Below are 26,851 nucleotides of genomic sequence, written 5' to 3'. Positions count from 1 at the left end.
ACCAACTTTCTGCTTTGCCGCCTCAACCTAAGGTCCGTCTTGTGGCCTTTTCGCACTTGGAGATGATTTTCTCGTGAAAGTTTTCGTTCAAATCCCTTGCCTGAATGAAGAGCACACGTTGCCTCTCGTTCTCGAGTCGATTCCGAAACACATCGACGGAGTAGACGAGCTACACATCTTGGTGATTGACGACGGCTCGACTGATCGCACCATTGAGGTGGCGAAAGAGCACGGGGTCACTCACTTTGTGCGTCATCCCGGCAACCGTGGCTTGGCCCGGTCGTTCTCCGATGGCGTCAGCTATGCGCTCGCTCAGGGTGCCGACATCGTGGTGAACACCGACGGTGACAACCAGTACCCCCAGAACCGCATCCCCGATCTCATCGCTCCCTTGATGAATGGAACCGCAGACATTGCGATCGGTGACCGTCAAACGGCAACCATCGCGCACTTCTCACCGTTCAAGCGCCTTCTTCAGCGTTTCGGAAGCCGCGTGGTCAACATGGCTGCAGGCACCGATGTTCCGGATGCCGCGAGCGGATTCCGCGCTTACTCGCGTGAATCGCTCCTTCGACTCAACGTCGTCACCGAGTTCAGCTACTGCATGGAAACGATCATCCAGGCCGGCCACAAGCGCATGCGGCTCGCAAGCGTTCCGGTTGAGACGAACGCCAAGACACGCGAATCGCGTTTGTTCTCGTCGATGTGGCAGCACGTGGGCGAATCTGCGCGAGCCATCATTCGCAGCTACCTGATGTTCCGTCCTTTGGCGTTCTTCCTGCCGCTGGGCACCGGGCTCACCGTTGCGTCGCTCATCCCCTTCGTGCGCTATCTGATTCTCTGGTTGTCTGGCACGGCTGGCGACCATATCCAGTCGCTCATTTTGGGAGCGGCGCTCCTCGTTGGTGGACTATTGGCCTTCGCCCTTGGCTTGCTCGCCGACCTGATGCGAATCAACCGCATCCTGCTTGAGGACTCTATGGAGCGCACGAAACGAATTGAATTTGGCCCGGGCTATACCCAAGCCAAACTGAAGCGAGAGGCTGGAAAGTGACCGCTCCCCACGTCACCATCATTGGGTCCGCACTAGCGGGCAACAAGGGCGCTTCGGCAATGCTGGAGAGCGCGATCCAGACTCTGGAACCGCGGCTGCCCGGAGTTACCTTCACTCTCTTGAGCATGTATCCCGAAGAGGATCGCGCTCAAAACACCTACAAGAACCTTGAGATTGTTGCCGCGAAGCCGGCGCAGCTGGGCGTCGCGATCAACTCGCTCGCACTGCTCTACCGCATCCTTCCCCCGCTCCGCCCGGTGATTCGCAAGAACTCCAAAGCAATCGGTGCCTTGGTTCGCTCGCAGGTGCTGCTCGATCAGGGCGGCATCACGTTCACAGACGGCCGCGAGAAGTTCTTGCTCTACAACGTGGCGTCGATCCTTCCGGCGATGTTCGTGAAGACGCCGGTGTTCAAATGTGCCCAAGCAATTGGGCCATTCAAGAACCCCATCAACCGTCGGGCTGCTCGCTTCTTCTTGCCCAGGGTCAATACGATCGTTACGCGTGGTGCAAAGACGCATGAGTTCGCCGAGGGCCTTGGCCTGAAGAACCTGTACGCCGGTGCAGACTACGCATTCTCCCTTCAACTTGATGGCACCGAAGCCGCCGCCGTGGCGAAGAAATTCGACATGAGCTTCTTCGAGTCAGGCACCGTAGTGGGCGTATCGCCCAGCGTGGTGTTGCAAAAGAAGGTGGATGCTCGCGACGGTGACTACATCGGTCAGACCGCATCCTTCATCAGTCATCTTCTAGAGTCAGGCCGCAAGGTTGCGCTGCTGCCGCACAGCGCGCGCGACGATGCGTCTAAGACGCATAACAACGACCTGCCCCTGTGCCGCGAGATCTTTGAACGAGTGGGCGCGAACCCTAACCTTCTGTTTGTGGATGACGAGCTTCCGTCGCAACAACTTCGCTACATCATCGGCGAATGTGACCTTTTCGTAGCCAGCCGTTTTCACGCCATGGTGTCGGCACTCGCGATGACTGTTCCCACCCTCGTGATTGGGTGGAGCCACAAGTATCAAGAGGTCTTGGAAATGTTCGGCGCTGAAGAGTGGGCGATGCCGCACAGCGAGGCTGAGCTGGCGTCGCTTATTGTTCGGTTCGAGCAGCTTGCTGACTCGCGCGAAACTGTCGCAGCGTCGTTGAAGGAACACCTTCCCGCTGTCGTCGAGCGTTCGCTGTCGCAGGCTGACTTGATTGCGTCGATTGTGACCGCACGAACCAAATAGCTAGTCCGCTCGGTCAGACCTAGTGGTGGTGCACGTGTTCTTCGTCGATGTTGCTTTCTGGCTCGATCTGGAATGTTGAGTGTTCGATGCTGAGCTCGAAGTGTTCGGCGACGCATTTTTGTAGCGCTGGCAGCATTTCGGCGGCGTGACCGTCGCGGAAGCACGCATCGCCAACAATGACGTGCGCCGTGAGCACGGGCAGGTCGGAGGAAATGCGTGTGATGTGCAGGTCGTGCACTGCAGTGACGTGCTCCATGGCCAAGATGTGGGCACGCACTGCTTCGGGGTCGATGCCCTTGGGCGTGGATTCCAGCAGCACGCCGAGGCTCGCTTTGAGCAGGATGATGGTGCGCGGCACGATCAGGAGAGCGATGAGGATGCCGACCACGGCATCCGCCTGATACCAACCGAAGAGGGCGATCACGATTGCGCTGATGATGACGCCGACCGAGCCGAGCGCGTCGTTCACGACTTCGAGAAACGCTGCCTTCATGTTGAGGTTGGAGTTGCGTCCACCGGTCAGCACGATCATGGCGATGAGGTTGGCGACGAGGCCAATGATTCCGAAAACCAGCAAGCCGGTCGGCTGAATCTCGGGTGGGTCAAAGAGGCGGCGCACGCCTTCAACGAGAGCGTAAATTCCGACGGCGAAGAGCAAGCTCGATTGCGCCATAGCGCTCAGCACTTCAGTGCGCTTGAGCCCCCAGGAGTGTTTGCTGGTGGCCGGGCGTTGCATAAGACCAGCAGCGAGCAACGCCATGAGGAGGCCGGCAGAGTCGGTGAGCATGTGGGCGGTGTCGACGAGCAGCGCGAGGCTGCCCGTGATGATTGCCCCAATGGCTTGGGCTATGACAACGCCGACGGTAATGATGAAGGCGATCAGTAGCCGAGTGCGGTTGGAGGTGCCCGCGGCGTGGTCGTGCCCGGCGCCCATCAGTGCGCTCCGCTGGCGTGTGCGCTGGCGACTGCAGGTCCGGGCGCGTGGTGGCTGTGGCGCAGGGTGTCGTCTACAGCGTGCTCCGCTTGGAACACGGCGACGCGGATGAGTTCGAGTGCGTGATCGTTGCTGAGCCGGTAGTAGACGCGGGCACCTTCGTGGCGCGTGGTGACGACTCGGCTCATGCGCAGTTTTGCGAGGTGTTGCGACACGGTGGCTTGCGGCTTGGAGACACGTTCCGCGATCTCCCCGACGGCCAGTTCTCCTTCGCGGAGGGCGAGCACGATGCGAAAGCGGGTGGCATCGGCGAGCAGGGAGAAGATTTCGACAGCGACTGAAACGTAATCATCGCTGGGGTCTGACCAGTCCGAAATGTCTGCGCTCATACGAATATAATCACATGCGCAAGTTCTAATATCAATAGCGGGGCGAGGAACACAGCCACCGCACAGCTGCGCAGTCGCACAATTCTGTGGCGGTCTCCCGAGCCACCTCCACCGCCACGGCCGCCGCCGAGCGGCGCGCGTGGATGAGGAGCGGGCGGGCGTTCGGCTTAGTCGCGGCGTTCGGCGTTGGTGAGCAGGAACTGCCGGTTGTGGCGCGCTTGTGCTTCATCGAGTGTGGAGCAGGTGCCGAGCGGCTTGGCGCGGTGATCGGTAATGAAGAATTCACCCGCCGAACTCCGCTCGATCATTCCAGCGAATTCTCCGGCGGCATTGCCGACCCAGAGACCAGCTTGAATGGGGGTCCACACGACGGTGGGGCGTGCTCGGTCTGTTGAACTTTCGGTCGGCCGGGGCGCGGCTATCGTCATAGTTTTTTACTCCTTCGAGTTCACACTATTGAAGACCTCAGACACTGCAAGGTTGCATCCCGCTGCTGTGCGGGTGGTGCTCACTAAGATTCAACTCCTTACGAGCGAATCTGTCGAGGCCTCATTCGAGCAATTGTGTTGTTCGTAACATTCGCTGCTTAAGCGGGTGTCGGCTGTTCTTCTGCGCGGGCATCATCCAGCATCTTGCGGCGCCCGATGAGGAACCAGCAGAGAGGGCCAGCGATCGTAATGGCGAGCGAGATTGCAACCCACGCGGCGAGCTCGATGCCCCGCAGTGTGGAGCGATTGCGATAGATCGACACGAGTGCGAGCACGGACACCACGGCCGAGGCGAGCCCCAGCACGACGAAGAATCCGATGTAGGCGAACCAAAAGATCATCATGAAGACGACCGCGAACGCTGCCGACCCGTCGGGCCCACCGTTGCTCACTGCTGCAAAAATACTCATGTTTCAAGGGTACCGGGCTGGAGCGACGCACCATAGCCCTCAAAGGGGCGTCGCGTCATTGCGTTCGACGCAATAAAGCTGCACACAACCGACCACGAGAGGGAGCCGCTATCCGGCACCACTCGCCGCGAGATATCATCGACTAAGAGTGGCTCGGAGCAGTGCTGATCGTTGCCGAACACTCGACTGATTCGCTTTCTGCGGTGGCGATTCGGTCTAGTAGCGCTCGAGGCCCAGGGCCCGAGGCGCATCCGATTGGCATTCCCTATTTCTCGTTTCAGAAAGCTGCCATGACTCCGACCGATTCCATCCTGCGTGGCTATTTGAGTGACAATGCTGCCGGCGCCTCACCGCAGATTCTGGATGCCGTCGTTGCGGCATCCGCTGGCCCCGCAGCGCCCTATGGAAACGATGAGCTCACGGCTCAGATGCGCGCGAAGATGGCGGCGGCGTTCGAGTGTGAGCTTGATGTGTTTGCGGTCGGAACCGGCTCTGCGGCCAACGGCATCGGCCTTGCGTCGCTCACGCGACCGTGGGGCAGCATTCTCGCTCACGCCGACAGCCACATTCAGAACGACGAGGCCGGAGCGCCCGAGTTCTTCACTGACGGTTCGAAGATTGTGTTGCTCGGGGGCGAGCACTCCAAGATTGACCCCGACGAGTTGCGGGTGGCGGTGAAGGCTGGTCGCGGCGACGTGCACAGTGTCCAAGCATCCGTGCTCAGCATCACGCAGGTCACCGAGACCGGCAGTGTGTACACGATCGACGAATTGCGGGTTCTGGCAGACATTGCGCGCGATGCTGGCCTGCGCGTCCACATGGATGGTGCTCGCTTTGCCAACGCGCTTGTCGCCCTCGATGTGAGCCCCGCCGAGATGACCTGGAAGCTTGGCGTCGACATGCTCTCGTTCGGGGCAACCAAGAATGGTGCACTGACGGCGGATGCCATCGTGTGCTTCGATCCGAGCCTGGCGACGGAGTTGTCGTTCCGTCACAAGCGCGGCGGCCAGCTCACCTCCAAGATGCGGTTCCAGGCCGCCCAGCTCGACGCCTACCTGACCGATGATCTGTGGCTCGACAACGCGCGCCAAGCCAATGCCATGGCTGCGCGCCTTCGTGCGGGAATCGCGGATGTCGCGGGCGTGACTGTCACGAGTGAGCCCGGCAGCAACATCCTCTTCGCTGTCTTTTCGGACGAACTTACTGAAGCCCTCCACGATCGCGGCTTTGGCTTTTATGCCAACCGTTGGGAGCCCGGTGTCGTGCGCATCGTGGTGTCCTTCGCGCACCAGGCGGTAGACATCGACGCGTTCGTCGCTGCCATTCGCGAGCTCGCGTAGCGCGCACGGCTAGCACGCACGGCTAGCGCGCACCCGTAACGCGCACGCCCGCAACGCGCACGCCCGCAACGCGCACGCCTAGCGCGAACGTCATAAACGGCACTGGCCCGACGCACACTAGCTGTGATGGCGAAGTGTTCGTCGGGCCAGTCCCTTAAGCGAGCCAGCGCGGGTTAGTCCGTACTGGGGCGATCAGTTCGTTCAGTCGAACCTTCGGATGTCTCTCCGGCTGCATCAGCAGCTGGGTCTCTGTCCGCAGTTGCGTCGGCAGCGGGGGTCTCGGCGCCGGTCTCGGTGACGGCAACGCCAGCGGGAGGTGCCATGCCAATTGTGGTGCGGAGCACTGAGCCGCGAGCTACCGCGATGGCGATCACTGCGGTGGCGGTGACGAACGCGGCGATCATGAAGATGGAACCGAACGCATCCGCGTAGGCGTGGTGGAATGCCGTCTGGATGACGTCGGGCAGGCCAGTGATATCGAGGCTGGTTTCGCCGGAACCATTCGAGAGCGCGCTGGGGTCGACGCCGATCTCGGCAAGGTCATCCTTGATGTTACTGGTCACGTGGTTCGTGAGCACAGCACCCAGGACGGTCACGCCAACAGCGCCACCGAGCGAGCGGAAGAACGCAATTGCAGCGGATGCTGATCCCACGTCCTTGACGTCCACGGTGTTCTGCACGGCGAGCACCACGTTCTGCACGAGGGCGCCGATGCCGACACCCATGAGGGCCATGTAGATCGCGACAGCCCAATACGGGGTGTCGTGGGTGATGGTGCCGAGGCCGCTGAGGCCAGCGAGCATCAGGATGCTGCCGACGAGCATGACGGGCTTCCAGCGACCGATGCGGCTGACGATGATTCCACCGATGGTGGCGGACAGCAGTTGGGCGATGATCATCGGAATGGTCATCAGTCCCGCTTGGGTCGGGGTCGCGCCGGTACCGAGCTGGAAGTACTGGGTGAGGAACACCCCGGAGCCAAACATGCCGACACCGATGCCGACGCTGGCGATGATCATCCAGATTGTTGTCGAATTTCCGAGGAGACGCAGGGGAATCATGGGGGCGGGAGCGCGTAGCTCGACGACGACAGCGAAGAAGCCGACGATGAGGAAGGCGGCGAGAAAGACGCCCGACTGCCACGAAATCCAGTCGTAGTCGCTTCCGGCGAAAGTCACCCAGAGCATCGGCAGTGCTGCCGTGATGGAGACGAGAACGGCTCCGAGGTAGTCAAGCTGAGTCTTAGCGTGCGGGTTGGTGGGCAGGTGAAGCTTCAGTTGCAGCACAATGAGCGCGATGATCGCCAGCGGCAGGCTGACGAAGAAGCACCAGCGCCATCCGAGCGAGTCGGTGATGATGCCGCCGAGCAGCGGTCCGGAGACGGTGGCGACTGCCATGACCGCACCCATATAGCCGGCGTAGCGTCCACGCTCACGCGGAGCAATGATCGATCCCATGATCGACTGCACAAGGGCGGTAAGGCCACCCAAAGCAACGCCTTGGAGCGCGCGGGCGATCATCAGAACGCCTATGGAGCCAGCGAAGCCGGCGGCGATGGAGCCGACGAGGAAGAAGACGATGGAGAGCTGGGTCAGCATCTTCTTGTTGTAGAGGTCAGAGAGCTTGCCCCAGATCGGGGTGGTGATGGTCATTGTCAGCAGGCTGGCGGTGATCACCCAGGTGTACTGGCGCTGAGTTCCGTCAAGCTCGGCGATGATCGTCGGCAACGCGGTTGACACGATCGTGGTGGAGATCATGGCGGTGAAGAGGGCGGCAAGGAGGCCGGTCATCACCTGCAAGATTTCGCGGTGGGTGTACGTCACTGGCGCGCCGGGCTGGGCTGGCGTCTGCGCTGTGGAGCGTGCGGTTGCTGTCATTCGTTGTTCTCTTTTTCGTCTTTGTGGTGAGGGCGTCAGTTGATTGGGGTGGTGTCGGGCGTAGCGCTGGTTTCAGCGTCGGCCGAAGCTTCGGAGGGCTGAAGTACGTCAGCCAGTCGTTCGTTGAGCACGCTGAGCAGGCGGATGGCGCGCTCGGCTTCTTCGGGAGACCAGTCGTCAAGGGCGGTAGCAAACTTGCGGATGATGTGGCTGTCGCCTTCGGCCACTGCCGCGCGCCCGTGGTCGGTGATAGAGATGAGGATGGCGCGCGCATCGCTCGGGTCGGGGCGGCGTTCGACGAGCTCTTCGGCCTCGAGGGCTTCAACAGCGCGGGAGGCGACGGGCGCCGAGACGATGAGCTGGTTGGCGAGCTCACCGAGGCGAGCATCAGAGTCGATCAGGCACCGCAAAAATCCGTACTTCGTGCCCGCGAGGCTGCGCTCGCGACTGCGTTGACCAGCCTTGCGAAAGGTGCGGCTGATCGTGACCAGTCCCGTGAGCAGGCCTGAGGCATCCGTCTCGTCAATCATGGCTCATCTCCTTAAGTACTTAGCGAGAGTAACTATATTACTTACCTTAAGCAACTAAATCTTTGGTGGAGTTTTCTGGCCTCGATCTGACCGTGCTCAGTGCTCGCGCACGGGAGGCGCAGGCGGAGTAGCGTCGGGGCGTGAATACCACTGCAGCAACTGAGGTGATGGCTGAGTTGGCGGCGCTCGAGGATCCAAAGGCTCGCGCCATTAACGAGCGCCACGGCGACGACCATGGGGTGAACCTCAGCACGCTGCGGGCAATTGCGAAACGGCTCAAGGCGCAGCATCCACTCGCCGTCGAATTGTGGGAAACGGATGACGCCCCCGCGCAACTCTTGGCGCTGCTCATCTGTCGGCCCACAGAGTTCACTGCCGCCGAGTTGGATGCCATGGTGCGCCAGGCGAGGGCATCGAAGGTGCGCGACTGGTTGATCAACTATGTCGTCAAAAAGAGCCCCCACTTCGAAGAGTTGCGGGCGGCGTGGACGGATGACCCGGATGCCGGAGTGCGTAGCGCCGGCTGGGCACTGACCGCCGAGCGAGCGCTCGAGATTGGCGAACGGCTCGAGGTGCTGGAGGACTACCCCGCCCCGCGGGGCTGCACCTCTCCCTATGCACCGCTGTGGATTGCGGAGATGGTGCGTCGCCAAGAGAAGCGGTAGCGTCGAAGCATGAGTGAGTCGGCGAAGACGAACACGAGTGTGGGTGCGGCTTCAGGCAGCGCAGCTATGCCGCCCGAGGTCGCAGCGACCTTCAACGACTACCCCGAGGCGATGCGCGCCGAGTTGCTCAGGCTTCGCGCTCTGATTCTTGCCACGGCATCCGAAACGGACGGTGTTGGCATGATCACTGAAACCTTGAAGTGGGGCGAGCCCGCGTACCTCACGAAGGAGACGCGCAGCGGCAGCACGATCCGTATCGCGCCGACGAACGCGAAGTCGGCACACGACTATGCGATGTTCTTTATCTGCAGCACGAACTTAGTCAGCGACTTTCGGACCCAGTTCGGCGATACCTTCGCGTATGAGGGCGACCGCGCGGTGCAGTTCAACGTCGGCGACAAGATCCCGGTCGACGAGTTGAGCGAGTGCGTGCGGCAGGCACTGACCTATCATCTGGGTCCAGAAGCTCGGCGCTGAGAAGCGCAGCCCGTCTTCGTTATCGGCTATCGCCCAGCTAGCGAGAGTGCGCCGTCGATTACGATCAGTGGGACGTAAGGCAGGGAGGGTGACCGTGACGCAGCAGGCGACGAACGTTGTTCAATCGCTTCGTGCTGCCCTTCTGGTGATCGCAACACTGCTGGCAGTGGTGGCGCTTCTCGCTATGCACTCAGCGGCAGCAGGGGCGGCTCCGGCTATGACCGGCCACGCTATCGCCCAATCCGCCGCAGCATCGCACGACTCGGAGCCTTCGAGCGCCGAGCATTGCCCCTGCCCGAGCGACTCCGATTCGTCGATGTCGATGGTGGACTGCACCCCGGTTGCTGCGTTGACCGGTGTCGTCGCCCCGGCCTCGTTGCGCTCGCAGTGTGCACTTGCGGGTCCGCTGACGGCCTCTCACTCGCAGAGCACCGGCGCCATCCTGGGCGCTCCCGCACCTTCGCTTCACGCGCTTTCTATCAATCGCACCTAATCGGCGGGATGTCGGCTTAGCCGAGATCTTTACGGCTCCTTTCGGGGCGCCGCCGATTTGAGTACGAATGAGAAGGAACACAGTGAAGAACAGAATTACCATGAACCCCGGTGCGCTCGCAGCCGTGACAACCATTACTGCTATTGCCTTGACCGGGTGCACCGCGGTAACGCCGATTGTGGAGGCGGACAGCACGCCGTCAGCTCTCAGCGTTTTCGAGCACGTGCATGGCCTCGGCATCGACTCCAGCGAGAACATTCTCGTGGCAAGCCATTCGGGTATTTACCGGGTGGATGCCACGGGTGAGTTGAGCGGTCCGCTTGGCGGAGAGTCGTTCGACGCGATGGGCTTCGCGGCGGCGGGCGACCAGTACTTCGTCTCGGGGCATCCGGATCCCAGCTCTAACGCCTTTAACGGTCCCAACTTGGGGCTGCTCTCGAGCGCTGATGCGGGGGAGTCATGGGCGAGCGTCTCGCTAGCCGGGGCCACAGATTTCCACTCGCTCACGGTCAACCAGAATGACCCCAGCCAGCTGTACGGATTGTCATCGGACGGTGCGCCGCTGTCGGCAAGCACAGATGGCGGGGTGACCTGGAGCGCCGGTGCGAGCATTGAAGCCTATTCACTCGTTGCTGACCCGAGCAGTGTTGACCGGCTGTACGCCACCACGCCAGATGGCCTAACGGTGAGCGATGATGCGGGGCAGTCATTCGCGCTGACGGCGGGGGCGCCACTGCTGTATTTGCTTGCCGCAGCGCCGCAAGCGCCTGGTGTGCTCGTGGGAGTGGATGTCGAAGGCATCGTCTGGGTGCGTTCGGCTGAGACAGAGGCGTGGTCTGACCGCGGAACCGTGCAGGGCACAGCTTTCGCCCTTGCGGTTGGGGCAGAGGGTGACCGCATTGCCCTGATCGACGAGCGCGGACTCGTCGAGTCATTCGATGGCGGAGACACCTGGACGGTTCTTACGGCGGGATAGGCCGAAGGCGAGGGGCTGTAGCTGCCCCTCGTTTTCTCCGCTCAGCGCTGCACGGCTTCGTGCGGCCCGTGCTCCGCCTTAGAGGCGGCCTTCCTCCTCCATAGGGATGAACTCCGCCAATTCGTGAGGTTCTCTCCGAGCCGCGCACCTAGCATTACCGCATGCTCATCATTCTTCGCAAATATCGCTGGCTGCTCGAGCCGACCATTGCCGTCGTTTTCTACGTGCTGTGGATCCTCGCCGAAACGGGTCGCACTATCGGTGCACCCTGGCCCGCATACCCGTTCACTCTCGCCGTCATTGCCGCAGCCATCGGCTTGGCGCGCGCCTATCCTCATATCGCGATTTTGCTCCCTGGGGCGGTGCTGCTGTTCCAGCTTGCTTTCGCGCCGGCTCGGTATGGGGAGACAACGTGGGCTGTCTACTTCGGCATTGTGATCGCGTGTTTCATTGTGAGTTCTAGTGCGCACAAGCGAATCCGTCTTGTGGCGCTTCCCATCATGCTGGCGTACGCCGTGATGTGCGCGCTACTCACGGGGGTGCCGCTCTTGTCTGACGGCGCGGGGTGGCCGGCGTGGGTCGGTTCTCGATTTCTCGCCAGCCTCCCCGTTCACCAAACTTTCTTTCTCGTGCTCGCGGCAAGCGTCGTGTGTGCAATCGGCACGTGGGCTGTTGCTTTCGGGCTTCGGTCCTCGCAGCAGCTTCACGAAACGGATGCCAAGTTTGGTGCGACCGTCGAGGAACTCCACTCTGCTGAGATCGACCTCATCGTGTCGCGTGAGCGCGACCGTATTGCCCAGGACGTGCACGACATCATGGCGCACTCGCTCGCGGTGATCATCGCTCAGGCCGACGGCGCTCGGTTTATCGGCCCCCAGCGGCCCGATGCGATGGGAGAATCATTGGAACGGATCGCGAGCTCTGCACGCTCCTCCCTCTCGGAGGTGCGCATCCTTATCGAGTCGTTGGTGTCTGAGCCCGAGGGGCATTCGAACCCGACGATCGAGAGCCTCGACGAGTTGGTTGAGCGGATGCGCGGGGCTGGGCTTGCTGCCACGATCGAGAGTTTTGGGTACCCGCGACCGCTCACGCCTGGTCAACAGCTCGCCGTGTACAGAATCGTTCAAGAAGCTCTGACCAATGCTCTGAAGCATGCCGGGCGAGAACCAGCGGCACGCATCACGCTGGACTGGCGCGGGCCGGGTTTGGCGTTGAGCGTTTCTTCGACAGGTGCTCCGGCGGTCGCCGATGCCGTCGCGGAGGCTGCTCCGCGCACGACTCGGGGGCTGTACGGAATGCGCGAGCGTGCACGGTTAGCGGGCGGGTGGCTCACGACGGGTGCCGCTGATGAGCGCGATGTCTATCTCGTTACCGCGTTCATTCCCTCAACCAGCGAGGAGAACCCGGGTGACGGGGAACGCTACGAGAAGCCGCTGGTCGCAGACGAGGTGGCCGCTCAATGAGCCCCATTCGTGTTGCTATAGCTGACGATCACCAGTTGTTCTGCTCGGGCATCCAGATGTTGATTGAGTCACAGGACGACCTCGCATTCGTGGGTGCCGCCTACGACGGAGAAGCGGCCGTTGCGTTGGCTCACGAGGTGAACCCGCACGTTCTGTTGATGGACATTCGGATGCCGCTTCTCGACGGTATCGAGGCGACGACGCGCATCATGAGCGCGCTCGCCGAGACCGCGGCAGAACGCGAAGGGAGTGAAGGGAGTGAAGGGTCAGCACCCCGACTGGGCCCGAAGATCATCATGCTGACGACTTTCCAGCGTGATCAGGCGGTGGTTCGCGCGATTCAGGCAGGTGCCGAGGGATTCTTGGTGAAGGATGCGACTCCCGAGTTCGTTCTGGCCGCCATTCGGGCTGTGCACGCTGGGCAGTCGGTAATCGCTGCGAGTGACACGGTAGACCTCATCCGCGCGCAGACATCATCCGTGCAGCGCGAGCGCGTCGCCGAAGCAATCGATGTTCTCTCGGTGCGCGAGAAAGAAGTTTTCTTGTTGGCAGCGCGAGGGCTGAGCAACGCAGAGATCGCGCAAACCGCGTACATCGGCGAGACGACAGTGAAGAGCCATATCCGCAGCATTCTTGCGAAGCTGTCACTCACCTCTCGGGTGCAGATTGTCGCGCACGCGTACGCGAATGGACTACTGCGTTAGAACGTTCAGCGAGAAGGACCCCAATGACTGACCCCAGCAACACGTCACCATCGGCCGCGCCGTGGTTGCCCGCGGGCTGGCAGCATCCGACCCACGTCTCCCTGCCGACCGGCCACCACCTCCGCCCGATCCGTGCCTCAGATACTCAGCTCGATATGGATGCCGTGAGGGGGTCGCGGGAACGGCTGTGGTCGATCTATGGCGAAGCGTGGGGCTGGCCGCCGGCGACGATGACCGCCGAGCAGGATCGCGCGGATCTGCAGCGGCATGCCGACGAGATGCAGACCCACGAGTCGTTCAACTTCGCGCTCTTTGACGAGACAGCGGATGCCGACGTTTCCTGGTGGGTGCGCGACGAGTACGTCGGCACCGAGCTCGAAGCCGCACTCGATGAGTTCGTGCCCGCGTGGATCGAACGCGACTGGCCGCTTACGAGCCCGTGCTTCGACCAGTTCTAGGCGAAGTCAGTAGCAACCGCGTTGCGGTGGTATTCGAAGATCATGCTCGTATTGGTCGAGGCAACGCTGTGGCGGGCCGACAAATGGTCGACTACGAATAGCCGCACCTTGGACGAGTTTTCGACCGCAATGTGCACGAGAAAGTCATCGCCGCCGCCCACGAAAAACAGCTGAATCACTTCGGGCAGCCGCCGGATTTCTTCCGTAAAGGCTTGGATGCTTTCTTGGCGAGCACCGGGGCGCAGCGAGACTCCGATGATTGCTTGCAGCCCGCGCCCGAGTTTCGCCTGGTTGAGCGCGGCGTGATAGCCCGTGATCAGGCCGCGGTCGAAGAGCGACTTGATGCGAGTGTGAGCGGTGGATGCTGCGATGCCGACCGTGCTCGCGATAGCGGCGTTGCTCATCCGGGCATCACGCGAGAGCAGGGTGAGGATCTTCATGTCGATCGAATCGAGTTCGTCTTGCATGCGAATATCCTTCGGTTGGGATGGGGATTGAGCGCAATTTTGGCATGAATTGCGACAACCAGAGATGATTTTCCGATTAAAATTCTGACTTTTCCACAAAAGACAGAATTCCTGACAGGCTTACCCCACTCCACCGCGAAAGGCTAGTCGATGCAAATTTCTGTGCCCACTGAGATCAAGAACAACGAAAATCGTGTCGCGATTACCCCTGCGGGCGTCGACACCCTTGTAGCAGCCGGGCACACCGTGACGCTGCAGTCCGGTGCCGGTCTCGGCAGTGGTTTCACTGATGAGGATTACGCTGCTGCGGGCGCACGCATTGTCGTTGCGGCCGACGAGGTGTGGGCATCCGCCGACCTCGTCGTGAAGGTCAAGGAACCCATCGCTTCGGAGTACGGCTACTTTCGCACAGACCTCACCCTTTTCACGTACCTGCACCTCGCTGCCGATCGCGCGCTGACCGAGGCCCTCGTTGCTTCCGGCACCACCGCGATCGCCTACGAGACCGTTCAGGGCGACGACCGTTCGCTTCCACTTCTTGCCCCGATGAGCGAGGTCGCTGGTCGACTCTCGATCGTTGCTGGTGCCCACGCTCTGCTCAAGGCTGAGGGTGGCAGCGGTCAACTGCTCGGCGGAGTTGCCGGAACCCCCAAGGCCAAAGTTGTTGTCATCGGTGGCGGCGTTGCTGGTGAGCACGCTGCGGCCAACGCTCTCGGTTTGGGCGCAGCCGTCACGATCATTGACATTTCGCTGCCGCGCCTTCGGGTTCTCGAAGAGCGCTTCAACGGCCAGATTCAGACCCGTGTTTCGACGCGCTACGAAATTGCCGAACAGCTTCTCGAAGCCGACCTCGTGATCGGTTCGGTGCTGATCCCCGGCGCTGCAGCTCCCAAGCTCGTCACTGACGAAATGGTGGCGTCGATGAAGCCCGGTTCGGTGCTCGTCGACATCGCGATCGACCAGGGCGGATGCTTCGAAGGCTCCCACGCCACGACCTACGACGACCCCACCTTCGCCGTTCACAACTCGCTCTACTACTGCGTTGCCAACATGCCCGGCGCTGTTCCGCGCACCTCAACTCGCGCGCTCAGCAATGCCACGCTGCCGTTCGTTGTCGCCATCGCGAACCTGGGCTGGGATGCCGCCGCTGCCGCATCCCCAGCACTTGCTCGCGGCTTGAACGTAGCCGGTGGCGAAATCGTCAACGCTGGCGTTCGTGCCGCAATGGCGGTTCGCTAGTCCTTGATCGCTAGCTGCGGACTCACGCGCACCCATCCGGCTTCGAGAGGTATGTTGAAGCCGGTTGGGAATAGGTGAGCTCCGCCGCTGCGGCCTCCGCCGCCGTACGACACCATTGCGCCGTTCTCGGCGAAGCGTGACGGCGGCACGCACCCTGCTGAGAGGAACCAGTCATCGCCATCTCCGCCGTCGGTGGGAGGGGTTGCAATGACGACGCACACAAAATCCTTGGTGTTGCGTGCGGAATATATGAGATCCTCGCCGACTTCATCGGTGGCTTCGCTGACAAGCGTGAGGTCGGAATATTCGTTCGTGAAGTCCTCGCGCACCCACTCCGGGAATTCGGCCGGCGACCCACTGGCGGGCGCAAACTCAGGGTTAGCGGAGGCAGTGCAGCCCGCGAGAGCGAGTGCGGCACTACCGGCAAGGAAGGCGAGGGCTAGTTTCCGCATGCTCTCAGCGTCGCACTGCGGCCATCCATTCGCAAGGATGCTTCAGCTTTGGTGACCGGCTCTAAGCGGCTACTTCGCTCTGGCGTGCGTGAAATTCGCGCGCCTGCGTGGTGAGCCAGCCGAAGAGAAGTTCGCGGTCGCATTCGCTTGCCTTGTGGTCTTCGGGATGCCACTGAACCGCGATCAGGGGAGAAGTCGGGTCGGTGCTTTCCACCGCTTCGACCACGCCGTCGGCAGCGCGACCGGTGGCGGTGAGTCCGGCGCCGACGACATCCACCGCTTGGTGATGACCGGAGCGAATCGTCATCGTGCCGTCGCCATACAGTTCAGAGAGTTGCGAAGCGGGCTCAAGCGTCACGTCGTGATCGACCATCGCGTCGACTCCGCCGCCGCTGTGCACAACGGCGCTCGGTTCGAGGTGCTGGATGAGTGTTCCACCGCGCGCAACATTCACGATGTGCATCCCGCGGCAGATTGCGAGCAGCGGCAGGCGGCGCTCGGTGGCCTGGTTTACGAGTTCAATGTCGACGCGGTCGGTCGTGCGGTCGATGTTGTAGAGCTTCGGATGCCGCTCCGTCGCCCCATACTCGTCCGGGTCAACATCGCCACCGCCGAGCAGCACGACGCCGTCTGCCTGGCTGAGCGCGGCATCCACGTCAGCCTCGGTAAAGCCGTCAACGCTGATGACGCGAGCACCCGTGGCTTCGATGGCCGATTTCATGGATGCTTCGAGCCCATGGATCAGCGTCGTCAGCTCAGGCTTTTCGTGAGCGCCACCCGCCGACGCCTTCGACAAAACGATGGTGGGAACGTGCTCAGGGGTGGTGGTCATGGGCGGAATCCTCTTGCCTGCATCCGGTCGCTCAGACCGCTGCGTTCAGCCTAAATGAAGCGGGGTTGTCTGGGCTGCAGCGCCGAGTGCTGCGAGCCGCCAATGGAATCCGCGACGGTCTTATTGCCGTCGCACGTCTTGACGGCAATAAGACCGTCGGATACTCTGAAGGCAATAAGACCGTCGAGGGGAGCAGTCATGGCAGCGCGAGGAGAAGTGAAAAGTGCGGAGGCGCTCGGCCGGATGCTGCAACAGGGCCGTTTGGTCAGCGGTCTCTCTCAGCGCGAACTCGCCGAGCGACTTGATGCCGATCAAAAGTACATTTGGGCTCTGGAATCCGGAAAGAAGCAGATCGTGCTTGAGCGCATTTTCGAGATCATGAGAGCGACGGGCATCCGGATGTATCTGGAAGTCGGCGAGCCGCAGGCGGAATCAGCGGAGAACGCTGGGGATGCCAGCAATGGCTGACCTGCGCGTCGAGCTCTACGGTGAGTTGGTGGGACATCTCGTAGGCAGTGACCGTCGCACTTTCGACTTCATCGCGACCCCAGAGGCCATCGCCACGTGGGGGCTGGGGAGCACGATCCTCTCGGAGTCGGTGCCGTTCGACCTCGTCGCGAACCGCAGCCGCGCAGGGCGCCGCCGCAATTTCTTCGCCGAGATACTTCCTGAGGGTCGGGCTCTCGAGAACTTGGCCGCGGAGATCAGGGTCTCTGCCGATGACGTTATTCCGCTGCTCGCCAGATTCGGAAGAGACGTAGCCGGCGCGGTGCAGATCTACGACCCGGAGGCTCTGGGGGAGCCCCGCACACCCGCCCGTGCGGCGGTTAGCTCCGCCGAAATTGGTCGGATGCTCACCAACACCCAAGCAGCTCCGCTCGGAAATCGCCCCCAGTCGGGCCGAACTTCGTTAGCTGGCGTTCAAGACAAGATTGTTCTCGCGCGTAGCGAGGGGCAATGGTTTCAGGTGTTGGAGGGGTATCCGTCTACCCACATCATTAAGCCACCGTCATCCCGTTACCCCACCATTACGTTCGACGAGGAGTATGGCTATCGAGCAGCGAAGGCCGCAGGCCTGACCTCGCTTGAAGCAAAGATCGAAGACTTCGATGGCATCCAGGGCCTAGTGATCGAGCGATATGATCGCTCGCCAAACGCGCCGCAGGGGCGCATCCACCAAGAAGATATGAACCAGGCGCTCGGCGCATCGAAGAACGAGAAGTACCAAGAATTCGGCGGCAAAGTAACGCTCAAACGAATAGCGGATGTTCTAGGTCGTGACGGCGATCGGGAGGCTGTCGAGCAACTGCTGAGACTTCTCACGGTCTCACAAGCAGTCGGAAACCTCGATATGCACGGCAAGAACATCAGCATGCTCCACCTGCACGACGGCACCACGAGAATCACCCCGGCCTACGATGTGGTGCCGCAAACCCACCTTGACAGTGACGGCAAGATGGCGTTGGCGGTGAACCGAAAGTATGCGCATAGCGCCATCACGATCGACGACCTCGTCGCGGAAGCTGAGACGTGGAAAGTGCGTTCAGCGCGCGCGATCGTCACGGCAGCGCTCGAAAGTGTCGAGGACTTTGTGCGCGCAGAGGCACCGGTTGCGCATGCCCACACGGGACTCCACGATGACATTTCGCGATTTACCCGGAATCTACTTGACGGTAGGCCGACCGGCTACGTTTCCTAAAACATAGAGGCACGATGGCAGTGAGCAGCCGCGTTCTTCGCCTCGCTCGATCATCAGGGCTGCGCCGTGCGTGAAATGAACTAGGCTCAGCTACTGGGTTTCGCTGAAGAAGCAAGGAGCGCAGCATGTCGGAGCAGGATCGCGCGGCCGAACACCTCGAGGTTCGCATCGAAAAGCGCCGCGACCATCCGGTGCGTCATGCTGCCCGATTCGCGGCTGAGCTTGTCGGAAGTCTGCTGATGGGCGATACCAGTCCGAGAGGGCCAGGTGCCGATCTCGTGGTGGTGCGCCGCGATACGGGCGCGGAGATCCTCCGCACTTCGGTCGACTCGGTCGAAGAGGCCGATCAGCTTCTCCGCGTAGTGCGCCACGACCTAGAGCAGAAGACGGTCGAAGAGTTTACTGACGAGTGACACGACTCCCCTTAGGGCGTTATGCGATTAAACGGATGCCCCAGCCTGTGACTACTCGCTACCGCGACGCGCTTTCCCTGCCTCAGGTGCCGCTCACTTTTGGCACCGCCCTGATCGGTCGTTCTGCGTACGCTTTGGTTTTGCTTCCACTGTTTTATGCGGTGGTGGAGGCGACAGGTTCTGTTGCGCTCGCCGGCACTGCCCTTGCGCTGTATGGAGCGACGGCAAGCGTGCTCGCGCCCGTACGTGCATCACTAATCGATCGCTTCGGTGCTCGTCGAGTTCTCACCATTTTGGTGGTGCTTTTCAGCGCCACGCTCGGTGTGCTCGCCGCCACGTCACTGATTGGCGGACCGGGACTGCAGCTCGTGATTCTTGCGGCGGTCGCGGGGGTTGTTGCCCCGCCGGTTGGACCGACGATGCGGGTGGCGTGGGGATCATTGACCCCGAACCCCGAGCTGCTCAAGAAAGGCTTGAGTTTCGACGCCGTCGTGGAAGAGCTGCTCTATCTCGTAGGCCCGGCCATTGCCGGACTCGCGTTGGCGTTCATCGCCCCCGGGGTGGCGCTCATCATTCCCGCGGTGTTGGTGCTCGCGGGTGGCCTCATCTTTGTTGCTACTCCTGCAGTCGGGGCGATGAGGCCGCGCGATGCGCATCCGGAAGCAGGCGGCCGTGAGCTTCCACAGCTCACACCGTTGATTCTGGATGCTCGCTTCGTGGGTCTTCTCTTGCCGGCACTCATCGCGGGAAGCGTCGCGGGATCACTCAGTGTTGCGGTGCCGGTCGCGCTGGCAACCTATGGCGGATCGGCAGCCGCGGGAATCGCGCTTGGCTTGTTCGCCGGAGGTAGTGCGCTCGGCGGACTCCTCTATGGCGCGCTGAAGCTGCCTGGCTCGCCGGCTAGGCAGCTCGTCGTACTCTCGGTTGTGCTTCTTGCGAGCACCTCTCTCGTTGCCATCGTCACGGGTGCGGTCGCGGTCAGCGCGGTGCTTGTTGTCGCCGGGCTGTTCTTCTCTCCTGTGATGATCGTCACCTATGTTGCCGCGCACGCTTCGGGTGGCGAGCACCAGCAGAACTCAGCCATGACGTGGGTGAACACCAGTCACAACATTGGCGGTGCCGCCGGCAGTGCGCTCGCAGGAGTGCTCATTCAGGCGAGCGGTGTACCCGCCGCGATGGGCGGGATAGCGCTGGGTGCGCTGCTACTGCTTGTTGTTAGCGCGATGCTCAGCGGTCGCAAACCCTAAAGTCAGCTATGGGCGCAACACAATCTTGCCGACGTGCGCCCGGCGAGCGAGTTCTTCCTGGGCTTCGGCAGCCTCCTCGAGCGGGAAGATCGCCGCGACGAGAGGTGTGATTTCGCCCCGCCGCGCCATCTCCATAAGCAGCTCGAAGTGCTCCGGGGTGTGCATCGTGGAGCCGATGAGTTGCCGGTTGTGCAGGTAGAGGTCGCGCACGTCGAAGCCGATAGTGTGACCGCCGAGGGCTCCGGCGACGACCCAGCGGCCGGCCTTGCGCAATAGGGGGAGTCCGCCGTGGACGAGGTCTCCGGCGACAACATCGAGAACGACGTCGATGCCGTGAGGGGCGGCGGCGCGCACCTGCTCGGCCACGTCGGTCGCGCGGTCGACAACGACGTCGGCGCCGGCATCCCGAACCGCCTGAATCTTGGAACCGCTGCTGATCGCGATCACCCGAGCACCGCGGGCGCGCGCCAACTGCACGAGCGCAACGCCAACGCCACCGGATGCTCCCGACACCAACACCGTTTCCCCCGACTGCAGGCGGCCACGCTCGATCATGCCGAGCGCCGTTCCATAGGAGATAGGCAGGGCGGCGAGCTGGTCGTCGTTGAGGGGTGACTCGGTCACATCGTGGATGCGGTCGGCCGGTGCGATCACGTATTCGGCGTAGCCGCCGTCACGTTCGCTGCCCATGAGTCCTGTGATGTTCGCATCGGGTTCGTCCGCGTCGTAGATAGCGGGGTCGATGACCACGCGAGAGCCGAGCACGTTCGCGTCAACGCCGTAGCCAAGAGCGACGACGTGGCCGGCAACATCCGCTCCCTGGATGCGCGGAAAGTCGAGCGGACCACGCCAGCCAGCGCGCGGGCCCGGCAGGCCGTACTCGCCTTCGCGGGTCCAGAGATCGGTGTTGTTGAGGGCTGCGGCGCTCACCTTCACGAGCACTTCGCCAACGCCGGGGGAAGGCGTCGCCACCTCGGTCACGCGTAAAACCTCGGGACCTCCGTGCTGGGTGAGCTGTACGGCGCGCATGGTGGCGGGAACGTCCATGGGAGTCTCCTCGTGGGTATGCTGATCGGTGAACTAGACCTACAGTACACCGATCGGTAAAGGAGCGTCGAATGTCGGAGACGAAACCGATGTCAGTTGCAGGACAGCGCATTCTGGATGCCGCCGGCGACCTCTTCTACAGCCGCGGCATTACGGCGGTTGGCGTCGACCTCATCGCCGAGCACTCGGGCGTGACCAAGCGCACCCTTTACAACCAGTTCGGGTCCAAGGATCAGCTCGTGGTCGCGTACCTCGAAGAGCGTGAACAGCGTTGGCAGCTACTGGTTCGCGAAACCATCGCCGCCGCCGAGTCACCGATCGAGGCAGTGCTCGCCCCTCTCGAAGCCCAGCGCATCTGGAACCAGAACAACCCGCGCGGCTGCGCCTTCATCAACGCCCTCGCCGAACTGCCCGACCCGACTCATCCCGCTCACGTCGTCGCGACGAAACAGAAGCAGTGGCTGATCGACCTGTTCCTTGAGCTCGCCACGGCGGCCGGATGCTCGGCTCCCGACACGCTCGCTACTCAACTCTTGGTGCTGCACGAGGGCGCCCTCGTCACGCAACAGCTCTCGCTCGACACCCTCGCGGTGAGCATCGAATTGGCGCGCGGGCTCGTGCGAGCTGCGGTGCCAGCGCAGTCCTAGCTGCGGGAGTGCGGCACGCAAACTCGATAGGCTGGACTGAGAAAATTTCAGGCTGATGGGGGCGTCATGGCAGCGGAGCAAGCGGCAGCGGAACCGACAGCGGCGCAGTCAGCGCAGCCGATCGCGGTGATCGCCGGGGCCAGCGGCTTCGTCGGGCCAGCGATTGCGAACGCCTTCCGCGACGACGGCTACGACGTACGGTTCATCGGCCGCAGCGCCGCCGTCACGTGGGACGATCCCACCGCGATCGCGCAGCTCATCGACGGCTCAGCGATCGTCGTGAACCTCGCCGGCAAATCCGTGAACTGCCGCTACACCGTGAAGAACCGCAACGAGATTCTGCGCTCGCGAGTGGAGACGACTCGGGCCTTGCGCACGGCAATCGCTGCAGCATCCGCCCCGCCGGCGACCTGGATGAACGCCTCCACAGCGACGATCTACCGCCACTCAATCGACCGCCCCAACAGCGACGACAACGGTGAACTTGGCAAGGGTTTCTCGGTGGATGTTGCCCGCAACTGGGAGAACGAATTCTTCGAAGGCGACCTGCCGCACACGCGCCGCGTTGCCCTCCGCATGGCGATCGTGCTGGGTGATGGCCCGGCCACCAACCTGCTGCTGCGCCTTGCGCGCGTCGGCCTCGGCGGCCCGCAAATCGACGGCTGGTGGTTCGGTCACAACCGGTACCGCGGCATCGGCCCGACGCCGACCGGCAGCGGTCGCGCCACAGGCCACAAGACGGGCGGGCGCCAGAAGTTCAGCTGGATTCATCTCGACGATGTCGTCAGCGCGATCCGCTTTCTGCGCGACACCGACACCATCGCCGGCCCCGTCAACCTCGCGAGCCCCCATCCCTCCGATAACCGCACCCTCATGGGCATCCTGCGGCGCGCAGTCGGTGCACCGTTCGGGTTGCCCGCTTGGCGTTGGATGCTCGAGCCCGCGATGTGGGTGCTCAGAACCGAACCCGAACTCATCCTCAAGAGCCGCTGGGTGGTGCCCAGCACTCTCACCGAGGCGGGCTTCACGTTCGAGCATCCCGACCTCGCGGGTGCCATTGCCGATGTTGCGGGCGGCAGCTCTCACTCCTAGGAACGACTTCGGTCCGACGTGCTCACGGGTGCTTGAGCGCTGCTGGCGACTAACGCGGCATGCACTACAACCGCACGCTCTCGGTCGAGCTCAACTCGACCCACCGCGCTTCGTGGTCGCCCTCCGCGCTCGCTGCCGCCACGGGCTCGAGTACATCCGCCGCGCTGAGCGCGTCCATGGTCAGCCCGGCGATCTCATCGATCTCAACGATGGGCACTTGGAAGGTGCGGAATGGCCCCAACGGTGGGGGAGCGCCAGTGGCGACGGCTTGGGCGCGTGCCTCATCGAGATCGACATCAGCTAGCTGAGGGCGTTGGTCAAGCACGAACCCGGCGGCGCGAAGTTCGACGGCGCCATCGGTCGTCGTCGCCCACGCGGCGATCTTCCAAAACAGTTGCGGGATGCCCACACCTCGGTACACCGGATCGTCGTCGCCGAGCACTGGCGCTGTAAATACGCTGATGCGGTTTCGGTTCGTACGCGCGTACTCCAATACGTGATCTTCGAGACCGAGCCACAACTCTTTCGATTGATTGAATCCCGCAGCTTGAGGCGCAGCGTTCGTGAACGCAAACGTGTCGTAATTCGCTTGGCTTGCAGTCGCCCCGTCACCCCACACGGGGTCACGCCGCCGCACAAGATGCCCGCGGTCGAGATCGTTGCGGGCGTACACCGCTTCGCCGGTCTGCTCCTGCTCCGGGATGCGCGAATCCAGATGCCAGTCATTGCCGCGACCCACATCAACGAGCTGATCTCCATCGATATTCACGCCGGTCGCGCTGGCGAGCCCCCGCAGCGGATCCAGATTTACCGTGAAATGCGTGTAGGGCAACTCACGAATCGGGGCTCCTGAGGCCGGAGAAGGAAACGGCACGGGAACACCCAAGAAGTCAGCGTCGTACCCGTCGGAACTGAGCGATGCGGCATCCATGGAGGTAGTGAAGCAGCCGCGCCTGACATTGAGCCGGACAATTCCGGAGGCGCGCACCACCCAGCGCACACCCGCACACCACAGCTCCCATCGCGGCCGCGCCGCCGCGCGAGTGGGAGACAATGGGGCAGTGCCACTCGTGCACAGAAGAGGTGAGGAACTATGCCGACCGTTGCACAGCCCCGAATCGGATTTGTCGGCGCAGGCCTCCACTCCTCGCTCAACCTTTATCCCGCCTTTGCCGCGACGGGCGTTCCTCTGGTTGGTGTTGCGGAGCGCAATCTTGCCCGCGTCGCTGAGGCTGAAGCCCGCGGCATCCATCCCATCTTCCCGAACCACCTCGCGCTGATCGAAGCCTCGAACCTCGACGGCATTGTGGTGTCGCTTGCGCCACACCTGCAGGCTGACGTCGTTGCCGACTGTGTTCGCGCGGGCGTCGCCGTGTTTGTCGAGAAACCGCTCGGGTCAACCGAGGCCGAAGCCCGAAAAATTTCCGAAATTGCAGCGGATGCCGGTGTGCCCGTGATGCTCGGATTCATGAAGCGTTTCGCCCCGGCCTACACCCAGCTGAAAACCCTCATTGGTGAAGACACCGAGCAGGGCCCGGTCATCTCCTACGCCTGCGAGTTCGGCTTCGCCGCGTGGAAGCCTGACTTCACGCCTGTCGAGTTCATCACCCAGGCGGTCATCCATCTGATTGATCTCGTGCGCGACGTATTCGGCGAGGTGGTTGACGTGTCGGCGATGCAGAACAGCGTCGGCGACGGACTCGCGATTATCGTGCAGGTCCGCCACGAAAGCGGAGTCATCGGATCGTTGAACTTCGTTTCAGCGAAAGCGTGGTCGCGCGAGGCCGAAGCGCTCAGTGTGACGTGCGCCAACGGGGTTGTGCGCGTCTCCGACCTGAGCCGCATCCAGGTGCTCACGGGCGAAGTAGCTGGTGCCGGCACCGGGCCGGGTGAAACCCTCGCTGAGCGGTCCGTCACGTTCGACGTCTCGAACTCTCCCGGATCCGGAAGCCTCAAAGATCTCTATCTTCGTGGCTACATCGGCGAGATGAAACACTTCCTCGGAGTGCTGCAGGGCACCGAAGAGCTCAGCCCGTCGGCAGCGGATAACGTGCGCACGATGGCGCTCTGCGACACGATTCTTGCCGCTATCTCCAACTGAGTCGTTAGTCGTTGAGAACGACCGCGCGCACGGGTGCACCGTCGGCATCGATCGGTAGCGGGAAGAAACCGACGCGCACGCGCTCGGGCAGTCCCTCAAGGCCGGTGATGTTTTCCACGATGAGGCCGTCGCCGCCCAGCACAATCTCGTGCACCGGAAAATCAGTGGAGCCTTCGCCCGTGGGGTCGGGGCTGAGGGTGTCGACGGCGAGCAAGCGCATGCCACGGCTCCAGAGTTCAGCTGCGGCATCCGGAGCAATCGCGGGATGATTCAACGCTTCGTCTGAACCAAAGTGCTGAGCCCATCCGGTATTGATGATGACGATGGCAGGCACAGCGGCGGGAAGCTCCCCGAGGGCTGCCGTGATCTCGTCGATGTCATAGAGCGCGTGGGGCTTCTGCCCAGCGAGGTGCACGACAAGCGCTTCGCCGACGAGTTCGTCAAGGCTGATTGCCGCTGTCGTGCGGCCGCCGGCGACGGTGTGCGACGGGGCGTCGAGGTGAGTGCCGGTGTGTGATCCCAGGTGGAGCAGGCTGACGTCAACGCCATCCTGCTCCACGCTGAGTGCGCTATCGACTGAGACCGCAGGGTCACCGGGGTAAACCTGCATTCCACTGGTGATGGGGTGGCTCAGTTCGCGCATGGGGTACCTGATTCCTGGTGAGGCTAGTGCGAGTTAGTCGACGTGGCGAGTTAGTCGACGGCGCGAGTTAGGCGACGGGGCGAGCGGCGGCATCCACGTCGGCATCCGCAGTGTCAGCAAGGTGCTGGCTGCGAACGGCTTCGTGACGCTTCCGCTCAGGAAGCATGACTGCAAGATAGAGCACGAAGGTGAGAACGAACGCGGGGATCGTGGCACCGATCGGCAGCGGCCAGACGTAGGCCCACACGTACGACATGGTGGCGCCGATGACCCAGATGGCGACGGCGAACCAATTGACGCCGGCCTTGTACCAGTAGCGACCGCCTCGAGCCTCAAGGATGTCCTTCGTGTAGGCGCCCCGCTTCACGATGTAGTAGTCGACGATCATGATCGCGAACACCGGCACGAAGAAGGCACCGATGACGACAAGGAAGTCGGTGAACTGGTTGAGCAACTGCAACCAGGTCGAGCCGAGGATCGAGATACCACCGAGGATGAGTGCTGTCGGCAGGAACTTCAGCCGGCTACCGACCTTGGCGTTGACGACCGAGGTCACCATTCCGTAGACGACCATTGTGTTCGTGGCCATCACCGAAAGGAAGATGATGATCGCGAGCGGTGCACCGAAGGCGGCGACGATCGTGGTGGGGTCGAACGCAGCGGCTTCGTCGCCCTTGAGGATCACGTAGACGAAGGCGGTGAGGCCGAGCGTCATCGCGGTCACTGTCGAGACGGTGTAGCCGATGCCCGATCCGATCACGCCAGCCTTGGTGGTGCGGGCGAAACGGTTGAAGTCGGCTGACAGCACGGTCCACGAGACGGCGGTCGCGATCACGATGTCGAGCACGATGATCGGCGTGAAGCCGAGGCTCTCATCGGGGGCAACAGCCTGGAAGTCGCCAAGGTCAAATGCGGTGAACGCGGCGATGAAGACCCACGCGATGATGCCGAGAATGAGAACGGCAAGCCACGGCTCAATCTTGGAGATACCTTCGTGGCCCAAAATCGCGAGAATTACGACGATGCTCTGGCAGAGAACGGAGAACAGGATGGGGTTGGAGTATCCCGTAGCGCTCTCCACCATAAAATTCACGGTGACGCCCGCGAGCATCGCCTGCACCCAGCTCCAGCCCATAAGCACGATCACGTTGGCGGCGACGGGCAGCAGGCTGCCGCGCGTTCCGAAGGCGCCGCGGGTGATTGCCATGGTCGGCAATCCCGTGCGGGTGCCAATGGCTCCGATGGCGGTGAGCACGATGGCTCCGCCGAGGGTTCCGAGAATGATCATGAGAAACGCGGTAGCGAAGTCCACGCCGGGAACGAACAGCGTTCCCGTGAGCAGCGTCGTGACAACGAGGTTGGCTGCGAGCCAAATCATTCCAATGCGCAGCAGTGAGTAGGTGCCCTTGACGGGCTTGCCGCCATCGGACTGATCTTGAGTGTGTTTGCTTAGACGGGAATAGAGCGACATTGCTGCTGTCT

At 62.3% G+C, this 26,851-nt stretch carries 32 protein-coding genes; 18 read left to right on the top strand and 14 right to left on the bottom strand.

Features of this window, described 5'->3' with window-relative positions; translation table 11 throughout:
* The first annotated feature begins 73 nt into the window (after nt 1-73).
* Entirely contained in the window at nt 74-1,054 is a 981-nt protein-coding gene (locus I6E73_RS12615) for a glycosyltransferase family 2 protein (RefSeq protein WP_197108150.1), read from the top strand.
* Nucleotides 1,051-2,286, top strand: a complete 1,236-nt coding sequence (locus tag I6E73_RS12610) for a polysaccharide pyruvyl transferase family protein (protein WP_307784309.1) — start codon at nt 1,051-1,053, stop codon at nt 2,284-2,286. The genes I6E73_RS12615 and I6E73_RS12610 overlap by 4 nt, the downstream gene beginning before the upstream one ends.
* 19 nt (nt 2,287-2,305) lie before the next feature.
* Here I6E73_RS12610 and I6E73_RS12605 read toward each other — a convergent pair whose 3' ends face one another.
* From I6E73_RS12605 to I6E73_RS12590, 4 genes are all read right to left on the bottom strand, one after another.
* On the bottom strand, nt 2,306-3,220 hold the full coding sequence (locus I6E73_RS12605) for a cation diffusion facilitator family transporter (protein WP_197108148.1): 915 nt from the start codon (nt 3,218-3,220) through the stop codon (nt 2,306-2,308).
* Nucleotides 3,220-3,609, bottom strand: coding sequence for a metalloregulator ArsR/SmtB family transcription factor (locus I6E73_RS12600; protein ID WP_197126033.1), 390 nt, complete (start codon nt 3,607-3,609; stop codon nt 3,220-3,222). Before I6E73_RS12600 ends, I6E73_RS12605 begins: the two co-directional genes overlap by 1 nt.
* 167 nt (nt 3,610-3,776) lie before the next feature.
* Entirely contained in the window at nt 3,777-4,037 is a 261-nt protein-coding gene (locus tag I6E73_RS12595) for a hypothetical protein (protein ID WP_197108144.1), read from the bottom strand.
* 158 nt (nt 4,038-4,195) lie between these two features.
* A complete protein-coding gene (locus I6E73_RS12590; protein WP_197108143.1) occupies nt 4,196-4,507 on the bottom strand; it encodes a PLDc N-terminal domain-containing protein in 312 nt (103 codons plus the stop codon).
* A gap of 290 nt (nt 4,508-4,797) precedes the next feature.
* On the opposite strand from I6E73_RS12590, the gene I6E73_RS12585 reads away from it, so the two are divergent.
* The gene (locus I6E73_RS12585) at nt 4,798-5,847 is read left to right on the top strand and encodes a low specificity L-threonine aldolase (RefSeq protein WP_231600917.1); all 1,050 of its coding nucleotides are present in this window, start codon (nt 4,798-4,800) and stop codon (nt 5,845-5,847) included.
* A 173-nt stretch (nt 5,848-6,020) separates the two neighbouring features.
* Here I6E73_RS12585 and I6E73_RS12580 read toward each other — a convergent pair whose 3' ends face one another.
* On the bottom strand, nt 6,021-7,724 hold the full coding sequence (locus I6E73_RS12580; protein WP_197126030.1) for an MDR family MFS transporter: 1,704 nt from the start codon (nt 7,722-7,724) through the stop codon (nt 6,021-6,023).
* A 35-nt stretch (nt 7,725-7,759) separates the two neighbouring features.
* Nucleotides 7,760-8,254, bottom strand: a complete 495-nt coding sequence (locus I6E73_RS12575) for a MarR family winged helix-turn-helix transcriptional regulator (RefSeq protein ID WP_197126028.1) — start codon at nt 8,252-8,254, stop codon at nt 7,760-7,762.
* A 140-nt stretch (nt 8,255-8,394) separates the two neighbouring features.
* On the opposite strand from I6E73_RS12575, the gene I6E73_RS12570 reads away from it, so the two are divergent.
* The 7 genes from I6E73_RS12570 (at nt 8,395) to I6E73_RS12540 (ending at nt 13,490) form a co-directional block, all read left to right on the top strand.
* Nucleotides 8,395-8,919 carry a DNA alkylation repair protein gene (locus I6E73_RS12570; protein ID WP_374189170.1) on the top strand — a complete coding sequence of 175 codons (525 nt, stop codon included), beginning with the start codon at nt 8,395-8,397 and terminating at the stop codon, nt 8,917-8,919.
* 9 nt (nt 8,920-8,928) lie between these two features.
* Nucleotides 8,929-9,396, top strand: a complete 468-nt coding sequence (locus I6E73_RS12565) for a DUF1801 domain-containing protein (RefSeq protein WP_197126026.1) — start codon at nt 8,929-8,931, stop codon at nt 9,394-9,396.
* Between the two features lie 88 nt (nt 9,397-9,484).
* Nucleotides 9,485-9,889: a hypothetical protein gene (locus I6E73_RS12560; RefSeq protein ID WP_307784308.1), complete on the top strand. Its 405-nt coding sequence runs from the start codon at nt 9,485-9,487 to the stop codon at nt 9,887-9,889.
* 82 nt (nt 9,890-9,971) lie between these two features.
* Nucleotides 9,972-10,865, top strand: coding sequence for a F510_1955 family glycosylhydrolase (locus I6E73_RS12555; protein ID WP_307784307.1), 894 nt, complete (start codon nt 9,972-9,974; stop codon nt 10,863-10,865).
* 161 nt (nt 10,866-11,026) lie between these two features.
* The gene (locus tag I6E73_RS12550; protein WP_197126022.1) at nt 11,027-12,328 is read left to right on the top strand and encodes a sensor histidine kinase; all 1,302 of its coding nucleotides are present in this window, start codon (nt 11,027-11,029) and stop codon (nt 12,326-12,328) included.
* Nucleotides 12,325-13,032 carry a response regulator transcription factor gene (locus I6E73_RS12545; RefSeq protein ID WP_197126020.1) on the top strand — a complete coding sequence of 236 codons (708 nt, stop codon included), beginning with the start codon at nt 12,325-12,327 and terminating at the stop codon, nt 13,030-13,032. The genes I6E73_RS12550 and I6E73_RS12545 overlap by 4 nt, the downstream gene beginning before the upstream one ends.
* A gap of 23 nt (nt 13,033-13,055) precedes the next feature.
* Nucleotides 13,056-13,490, top strand: a complete 435-nt coding sequence (locus I6E73_RS12540) for a hypothetical protein (RefSeq protein ID WP_197126018.1) — start codon at nt 13,056-13,058, stop codon at nt 13,488-13,490.
* Here I6E73_RS12540 and I6E73_RS12535 read toward each other — a convergent pair.
* Nucleotides 13,487-13,957, bottom strand: a complete 471-nt coding sequence (locus I6E73_RS12535; RefSeq protein ID WP_197126017.1) for an Lrp/AsnC family transcriptional regulator — start codon at nt 13,955-13,957, stop codon at nt 13,487-13,489. The genes I6E73_RS12540 and I6E73_RS12535 overlap by 4 nt on opposite strands.
* A 150-nt stretch (nt 13,958-14,107) precedes the next feature.
* Here I6E73_RS12535 and ald point away from each other — a divergent pair, with 150 nt between their 5' ends.
* Entirely contained in the window at nt 14,108-15,196 is a 1,089-nt protein-coding gene (ald, locus tag I6E73_RS12530; protein ID WP_197126015.1) for an alanine dehydrogenase, read from the top strand.
* Here the strand turns inward: ald and I6E73_RS12525 are convergent.
* The 3 genes from I6E73_RS12525 to I6E73_RS12515 all read right to left on the bottom strand — a co-directional run bounded on the left by I6E73_RS12525 (nt 15,193) and on the right by I6E73_RS12515 (nt 16,680).
* On the bottom strand, nt 15,193-15,648 hold the full coding sequence (locus I6E73_RS12525) for a hypothetical protein (protein ID WP_197126013.1): 456 nt from the start codon (nt 15,646-15,648) through the stop codon (nt 15,193-15,195). The genes ald and I6E73_RS12525 overlap by 4 nt on opposite strands.
* Nucleotides 15,649-15,709: 61 nt before the next feature.
* Nucleotides 15,710-16,480 carry a gamma-glutamyl-gamma-aminobutyrate hydrolase family protein gene (locus tag I6E73_RS12520; protein WP_197126011.1) on the bottom strand — a complete coding sequence of 257 codons (771 nt, stop codon included), beginning with the start codon at nt 16,478-16,480 and terminating at the stop codon, nt 15,710-15,712.
* Between the two features lie 50 nt (nt 16,481-16,530).
* On the bottom strand, nt 16,531-16,680 hold the full coding sequence (locus I6E73_RS12515; protein ID WP_197126009.1) for a hypothetical protein: 150 nt from the start codon (nt 16,678-16,680) through the stop codon (nt 16,531-16,533).
* On the opposite strand from I6E73_RS12515, the gene I6E73_RS12510 reads away from it, so the two are divergent.
* The 4 genes from I6E73_RS12510 (at nt 16,679) to I6E73_RS12495 (ending at nt 19,839) form a co-directional block, all read left to right on the top strand.
* A complete protein-coding gene (locus tag I6E73_RS12510) occupies nt 16,679-16,948 on the top strand; it encodes a helix-turn-helix domain-containing protein (protein ID WP_197126008.1) in 270 nt (89 codons plus the stop codon). The two genes, I6E73_RS12515 and I6E73_RS12510, sit on opposite strands and share 2 nt — an antisense overlap.
* A complete protein-coding gene (locus tag I6E73_RS12505; protein ID WP_197126006.1) occupies nt 16,941-18,179 on the top strand; it encodes a type II toxin-antitoxin system HipA family toxin in 1,239 nt (412 codons plus the stop codon). Before I6E73_RS12510 ends, I6E73_RS12505 begins: the two co-directional genes overlap by 8 nt.
* 125 nt (nt 18,180-18,304) lie before the next feature.
* On the top strand, nt 18,305-18,592 hold the full coding sequence (locus I6E73_RS12500) for a hypothetical protein (protein WP_197126005.1): 288 nt from the start codon (nt 18,305-18,307) through the stop codon (nt 18,590-18,592).
* Nucleotides 18,593-18,639: 47 nt separating this feature from the next.
* Complete coding sequence (locus tag I6E73_RS12495) at nt 18,640-19,839, top strand: MFS transporter (protein WP_197126004.1); 1,200 nt, start codon at nt 18,640-18,642, stop codon at nt 19,837-19,839.
* A 6-nt stretch (nt 19,840-19,845) separates the two neighbouring features.
* On the opposite strand, the gene I6E73_RS12490 is transcribed toward I6E73_RS12495, so the two are convergent.
* Nucleotides 19,846-20,886: a zinc-binding dehydrogenase gene (locus tag I6E73_RS12490; protein WP_197126003.1), complete on the bottom strand. Its 1,041-nt coding sequence runs from the start codon at nt 20,884-20,886 to the stop codon at nt 19,846-19,848.
* Nucleotides 20,887-20,957: 71 nt separating this feature from the next.
* Between I6E73_RS12490 and I6E73_RS12485 the strand changes: the two genes are divergently transcribed.
* Nucleotides 20,958-21,533: a TetR/AcrR family transcriptional regulator gene (locus I6E73_RS12485; RefSeq protein WP_197126002.1), complete on the top strand. Its 576-nt coding sequence runs from the start codon at nt 20,958-20,960 to the stop codon at nt 21,531-21,533.
* 66 nt (nt 21,534-21,599) lie between these two features.
* On the top strand, nt 21,600-22,625 hold the full coding sequence (locus tag I6E73_RS12480; RefSeq protein ID WP_197126001.1) for an epimerase: 1,026 nt from the start codon (nt 21,600-21,602) through the stop codon (nt 22,623-22,625).
* Nucleotides 22,626-22,689: 64 nt separating this feature from the next.
* Here I6E73_RS12480 and I6E73_RS12475 read toward each other — a convergent pair whose 3' ends face one another.
* Nucleotides 22,690-23,556 (bottom strand): DNA/RNA non-specific endonuclease, encoded by an 867-nt coding sequence (locus I6E73_RS12475; RefSeq protein ID WP_197126000.1) that lies wholly within the window; start codon nt 23,554-23,556, stop codon nt 22,690-22,692.
* A 162-nt stretch (nt 23,557-23,718) separates the two neighbouring features.
* Here I6E73_RS12475 and I6E73_RS12470 point away from each other — a divergent pair, with 162 nt between their 5' ends.
* Nucleotides 23,719-24,726, top strand: a complete 1,008-nt coding sequence (locus I6E73_RS12470) for a Gfo/Idh/MocA family protein (RefSeq protein ID WP_197125999.1) — start codon at nt 23,719-23,721, stop codon at nt 24,724-24,726.
* Nucleotides 24,727-24,730: 4 nt separating this feature from the next.
* Here the strand turns inward: I6E73_RS12470 and I6E73_RS12465 are convergent, their stop codons facing one another.
* Both I6E73_RS12465 and I6E73_RS12460 read right to left on the bottom strand, forming a co-directional pair.
* Complete coding sequence (locus I6E73_RS12465) at nt 24,731-25,369, bottom strand: cyclase family protein (protein WP_197125997.1); 639 nt, start codon at nt 25,367-25,369, stop codon at nt 24,731-24,733.
* A 67-nt stretch (nt 25,370-25,436) separates the two neighbouring features.
* Nucleotides 25,437-26,840, bottom strand: a complete 1,404-nt coding sequence (locus I6E73_RS12460) for a cytosine permease (RefSeq protein ID WP_197125995.1) — start codon at nt 26,838-26,840, stop codon at nt 25,437-25,439.
* Between the last annotated feature and the right edge of the window lie 11 nt (nt 26,841-26,851).

It is taken from the genome of Salinibacterium sp. SWN248, from assembly GCF_015864575.1.
Taxonomy (GTDB): domain Bacteria; phylum Actinomycetota; class Actinomycetes; order Actinomycetales; family Microbacteriaceae; genus Rhodoglobus.
The sequence above is the reverse complement of the archived record's forward strand: the minus strand, read 5'-3'. Positions and strand labels throughout refer to the sequence as shown.

Bases quoted from the DNA above. Each gene is read 5' to 3' on its own strand.
- I6E73_RS12490 (WP_197126003.1), bottom strand. From the start codon at position 20,886: ATGGACGTTCCCGCCACCATGCGCGCCGTACAGCTCACCCAGCACGGA.
- I6E73_RS12465 (WP_197125997.1), bottom strand. From the start codon at position 25,369: ATGCGCGAACTGAGCCACCCCATCACCAGTGGAATGCAGGTTTACCCC.
- I6E73_RS12505 (WP_197126006.1), top strand. From the start codon at position 16,941: ATGGCTGACCTGCGCGTCGAGCTCTACGGTGAGTTGGTGGGACATCTC.
- I6E73_RS12520 (WP_197126011.1), bottom strand. From the start codon at position 16,480: ATGACCACCACCCCTGAGCACGTTCCCACCATCGTTTTGTCGAAGGCG.
- I6E73_RS12525 (WP_197126013.1), bottom strand. From the start codon at position 15,648: ATGCGGAAACTAGCCCTCGCCTTCCTTGCCGGTAGTGCCGCACTCGCT.
- I6E73_RS12590 (WP_197108143.1), bottom strand. From the start codon at position 4,507: ATGAGTATTTTTGCAGCAGTGAGCAACGGTGGGCCCGACGGGTCGGCA.
- I6E73_RS12515 (WP_197126009.1), bottom strand. From the start codon at position 16,680: ATGACTGCTCCCCTCGACGGTCTTATTGCCTTCAGAGTATCCGACGGT.
- I6E73_RS12540 (WP_197126018.1), top strand. From the start codon at position 13,056: ATGACTGACCCCAGCAACACGTCACCATCGGCCGCGCCGTGGTTGCCC.
- I6E73_RS12500 (WP_197126005.1), top strand. From the start codon at position 18,305: ATGTCGGAGCAGGATCGCGCGGCCGAACACCTCGAGGTTCGCATCGAA.
- I6E73_RS12485 (WP_197126002.1), top strand. From the start codon at position 20,958: ATGTCGGAGACGAAACCGATGTCAGTTGCAGGACAGCGCATTCTGGAT.
- I6E73_RS12605 (WP_197108148.1), bottom strand. From the start codon at position 3,220: ATGGGCGCCGGGCACGACCACGCCGCGGGCACCTCCAACCGCACTCGG.
- I6E73_RS12475 (WP_197126000.1), bottom strand. From the start codon at position 23,556: ATGGATGCCGCATCGCTCAGTTCCGACGGGTACGACGCTGACTTCTTG.
- I6E73_RS12470 (WP_197125999.1), top strand. From the start codon at position 23,719: ATGCCGACCGTTGCACAGCCCCGAATCGGATTTGTCGGCGCAGGCCTC.
- ald (WP_197126015.1), top strand. From the start codon at position 14,108: ATGCAAATTTCTGTGCCCACTGAGATCAAGAACAACGAAAATCGTGTC.
- I6E73_RS12595 (WP_197108144.1), bottom strand. From the start codon at position 4,037: ATGACGATAGCCGCGCCCCGGCCGACCGAAAGTTCAACAGACCGAGCA.
- I6E73_RS12575 (WP_197126028.1), bottom strand. From the start codon at position 8,254: ATGATTGACGAGACGGATGCCTCAGGCCTGCTCACGGGACTGGTCACG.
- I6E73_RS12580 (WP_197126030.1), bottom strand. From the start codon at position 7,724: ATGACAGCAACCGCACGCTCCACAGCGCAGACGCCAGCCCAGCCCGGC.
- I6E73_RS12600 (WP_197126033.1), bottom strand. From the start codon at position 3,609: ATGAGCGCAGACATTTCGGACTGGTCAGACCCCAGCGATGATTACGTT.
- I6E73_RS12510 (WP_197126008.1), top strand. From the start codon at position 16,679: ATGGCAGCGCGAGGAGAAGTGAAAAGTGCGGAGGCGCTCGGCCGGATG.
- I6E73_RS12550 (WP_197126022.1), top strand. From the start codon at position 11,027: ATGCTCATCATTCTTCGCAAATATCGCTGGCTGCTCGAGCCGACCATT.
- I6E73_RS12535 (WP_197126017.1), bottom strand. From the start codon at position 13,957: ATGCAAGACGAACTCGATTCGATCGACATGAAGATCCTCACCCTGCTC.
- I6E73_RS12460 (WP_197125995.1), bottom strand. From the start codon at position 26,840: ATGTCGCTCTATTCCCGTCTAAGCAAACACACTCAAGATCAGTCCGAT.
- I6E73_RS12545 (WP_197126020.1), top strand. From the start codon at position 12,325: ATGAGCCCCATTCGTGTTGCTATAGCTGACGATCACCAGTTGTTCTGC.
- I6E73_RS12480 (WP_197126001.1), top strand. From the start codon at position 21,600: ATGGCAGCGGAGCAAGCGGCAGCGGAACCGACAGCGGCGCAGTCAGCG.
- I6E73_RS12565 (WP_197126026.1), top strand. From the start codon at position 8,929: ATGAGTGAGTCGGCGAAGACGAACACGAGTGTGGGTGCGGCTTCAGGC.
- I6E73_RS12585 (WP_231600917.1), top strand. From the start codon at position 4,798: ATGACTCCGACCGATTCCATCCTGCGTGGCTATTTGAGTGACAATGCT.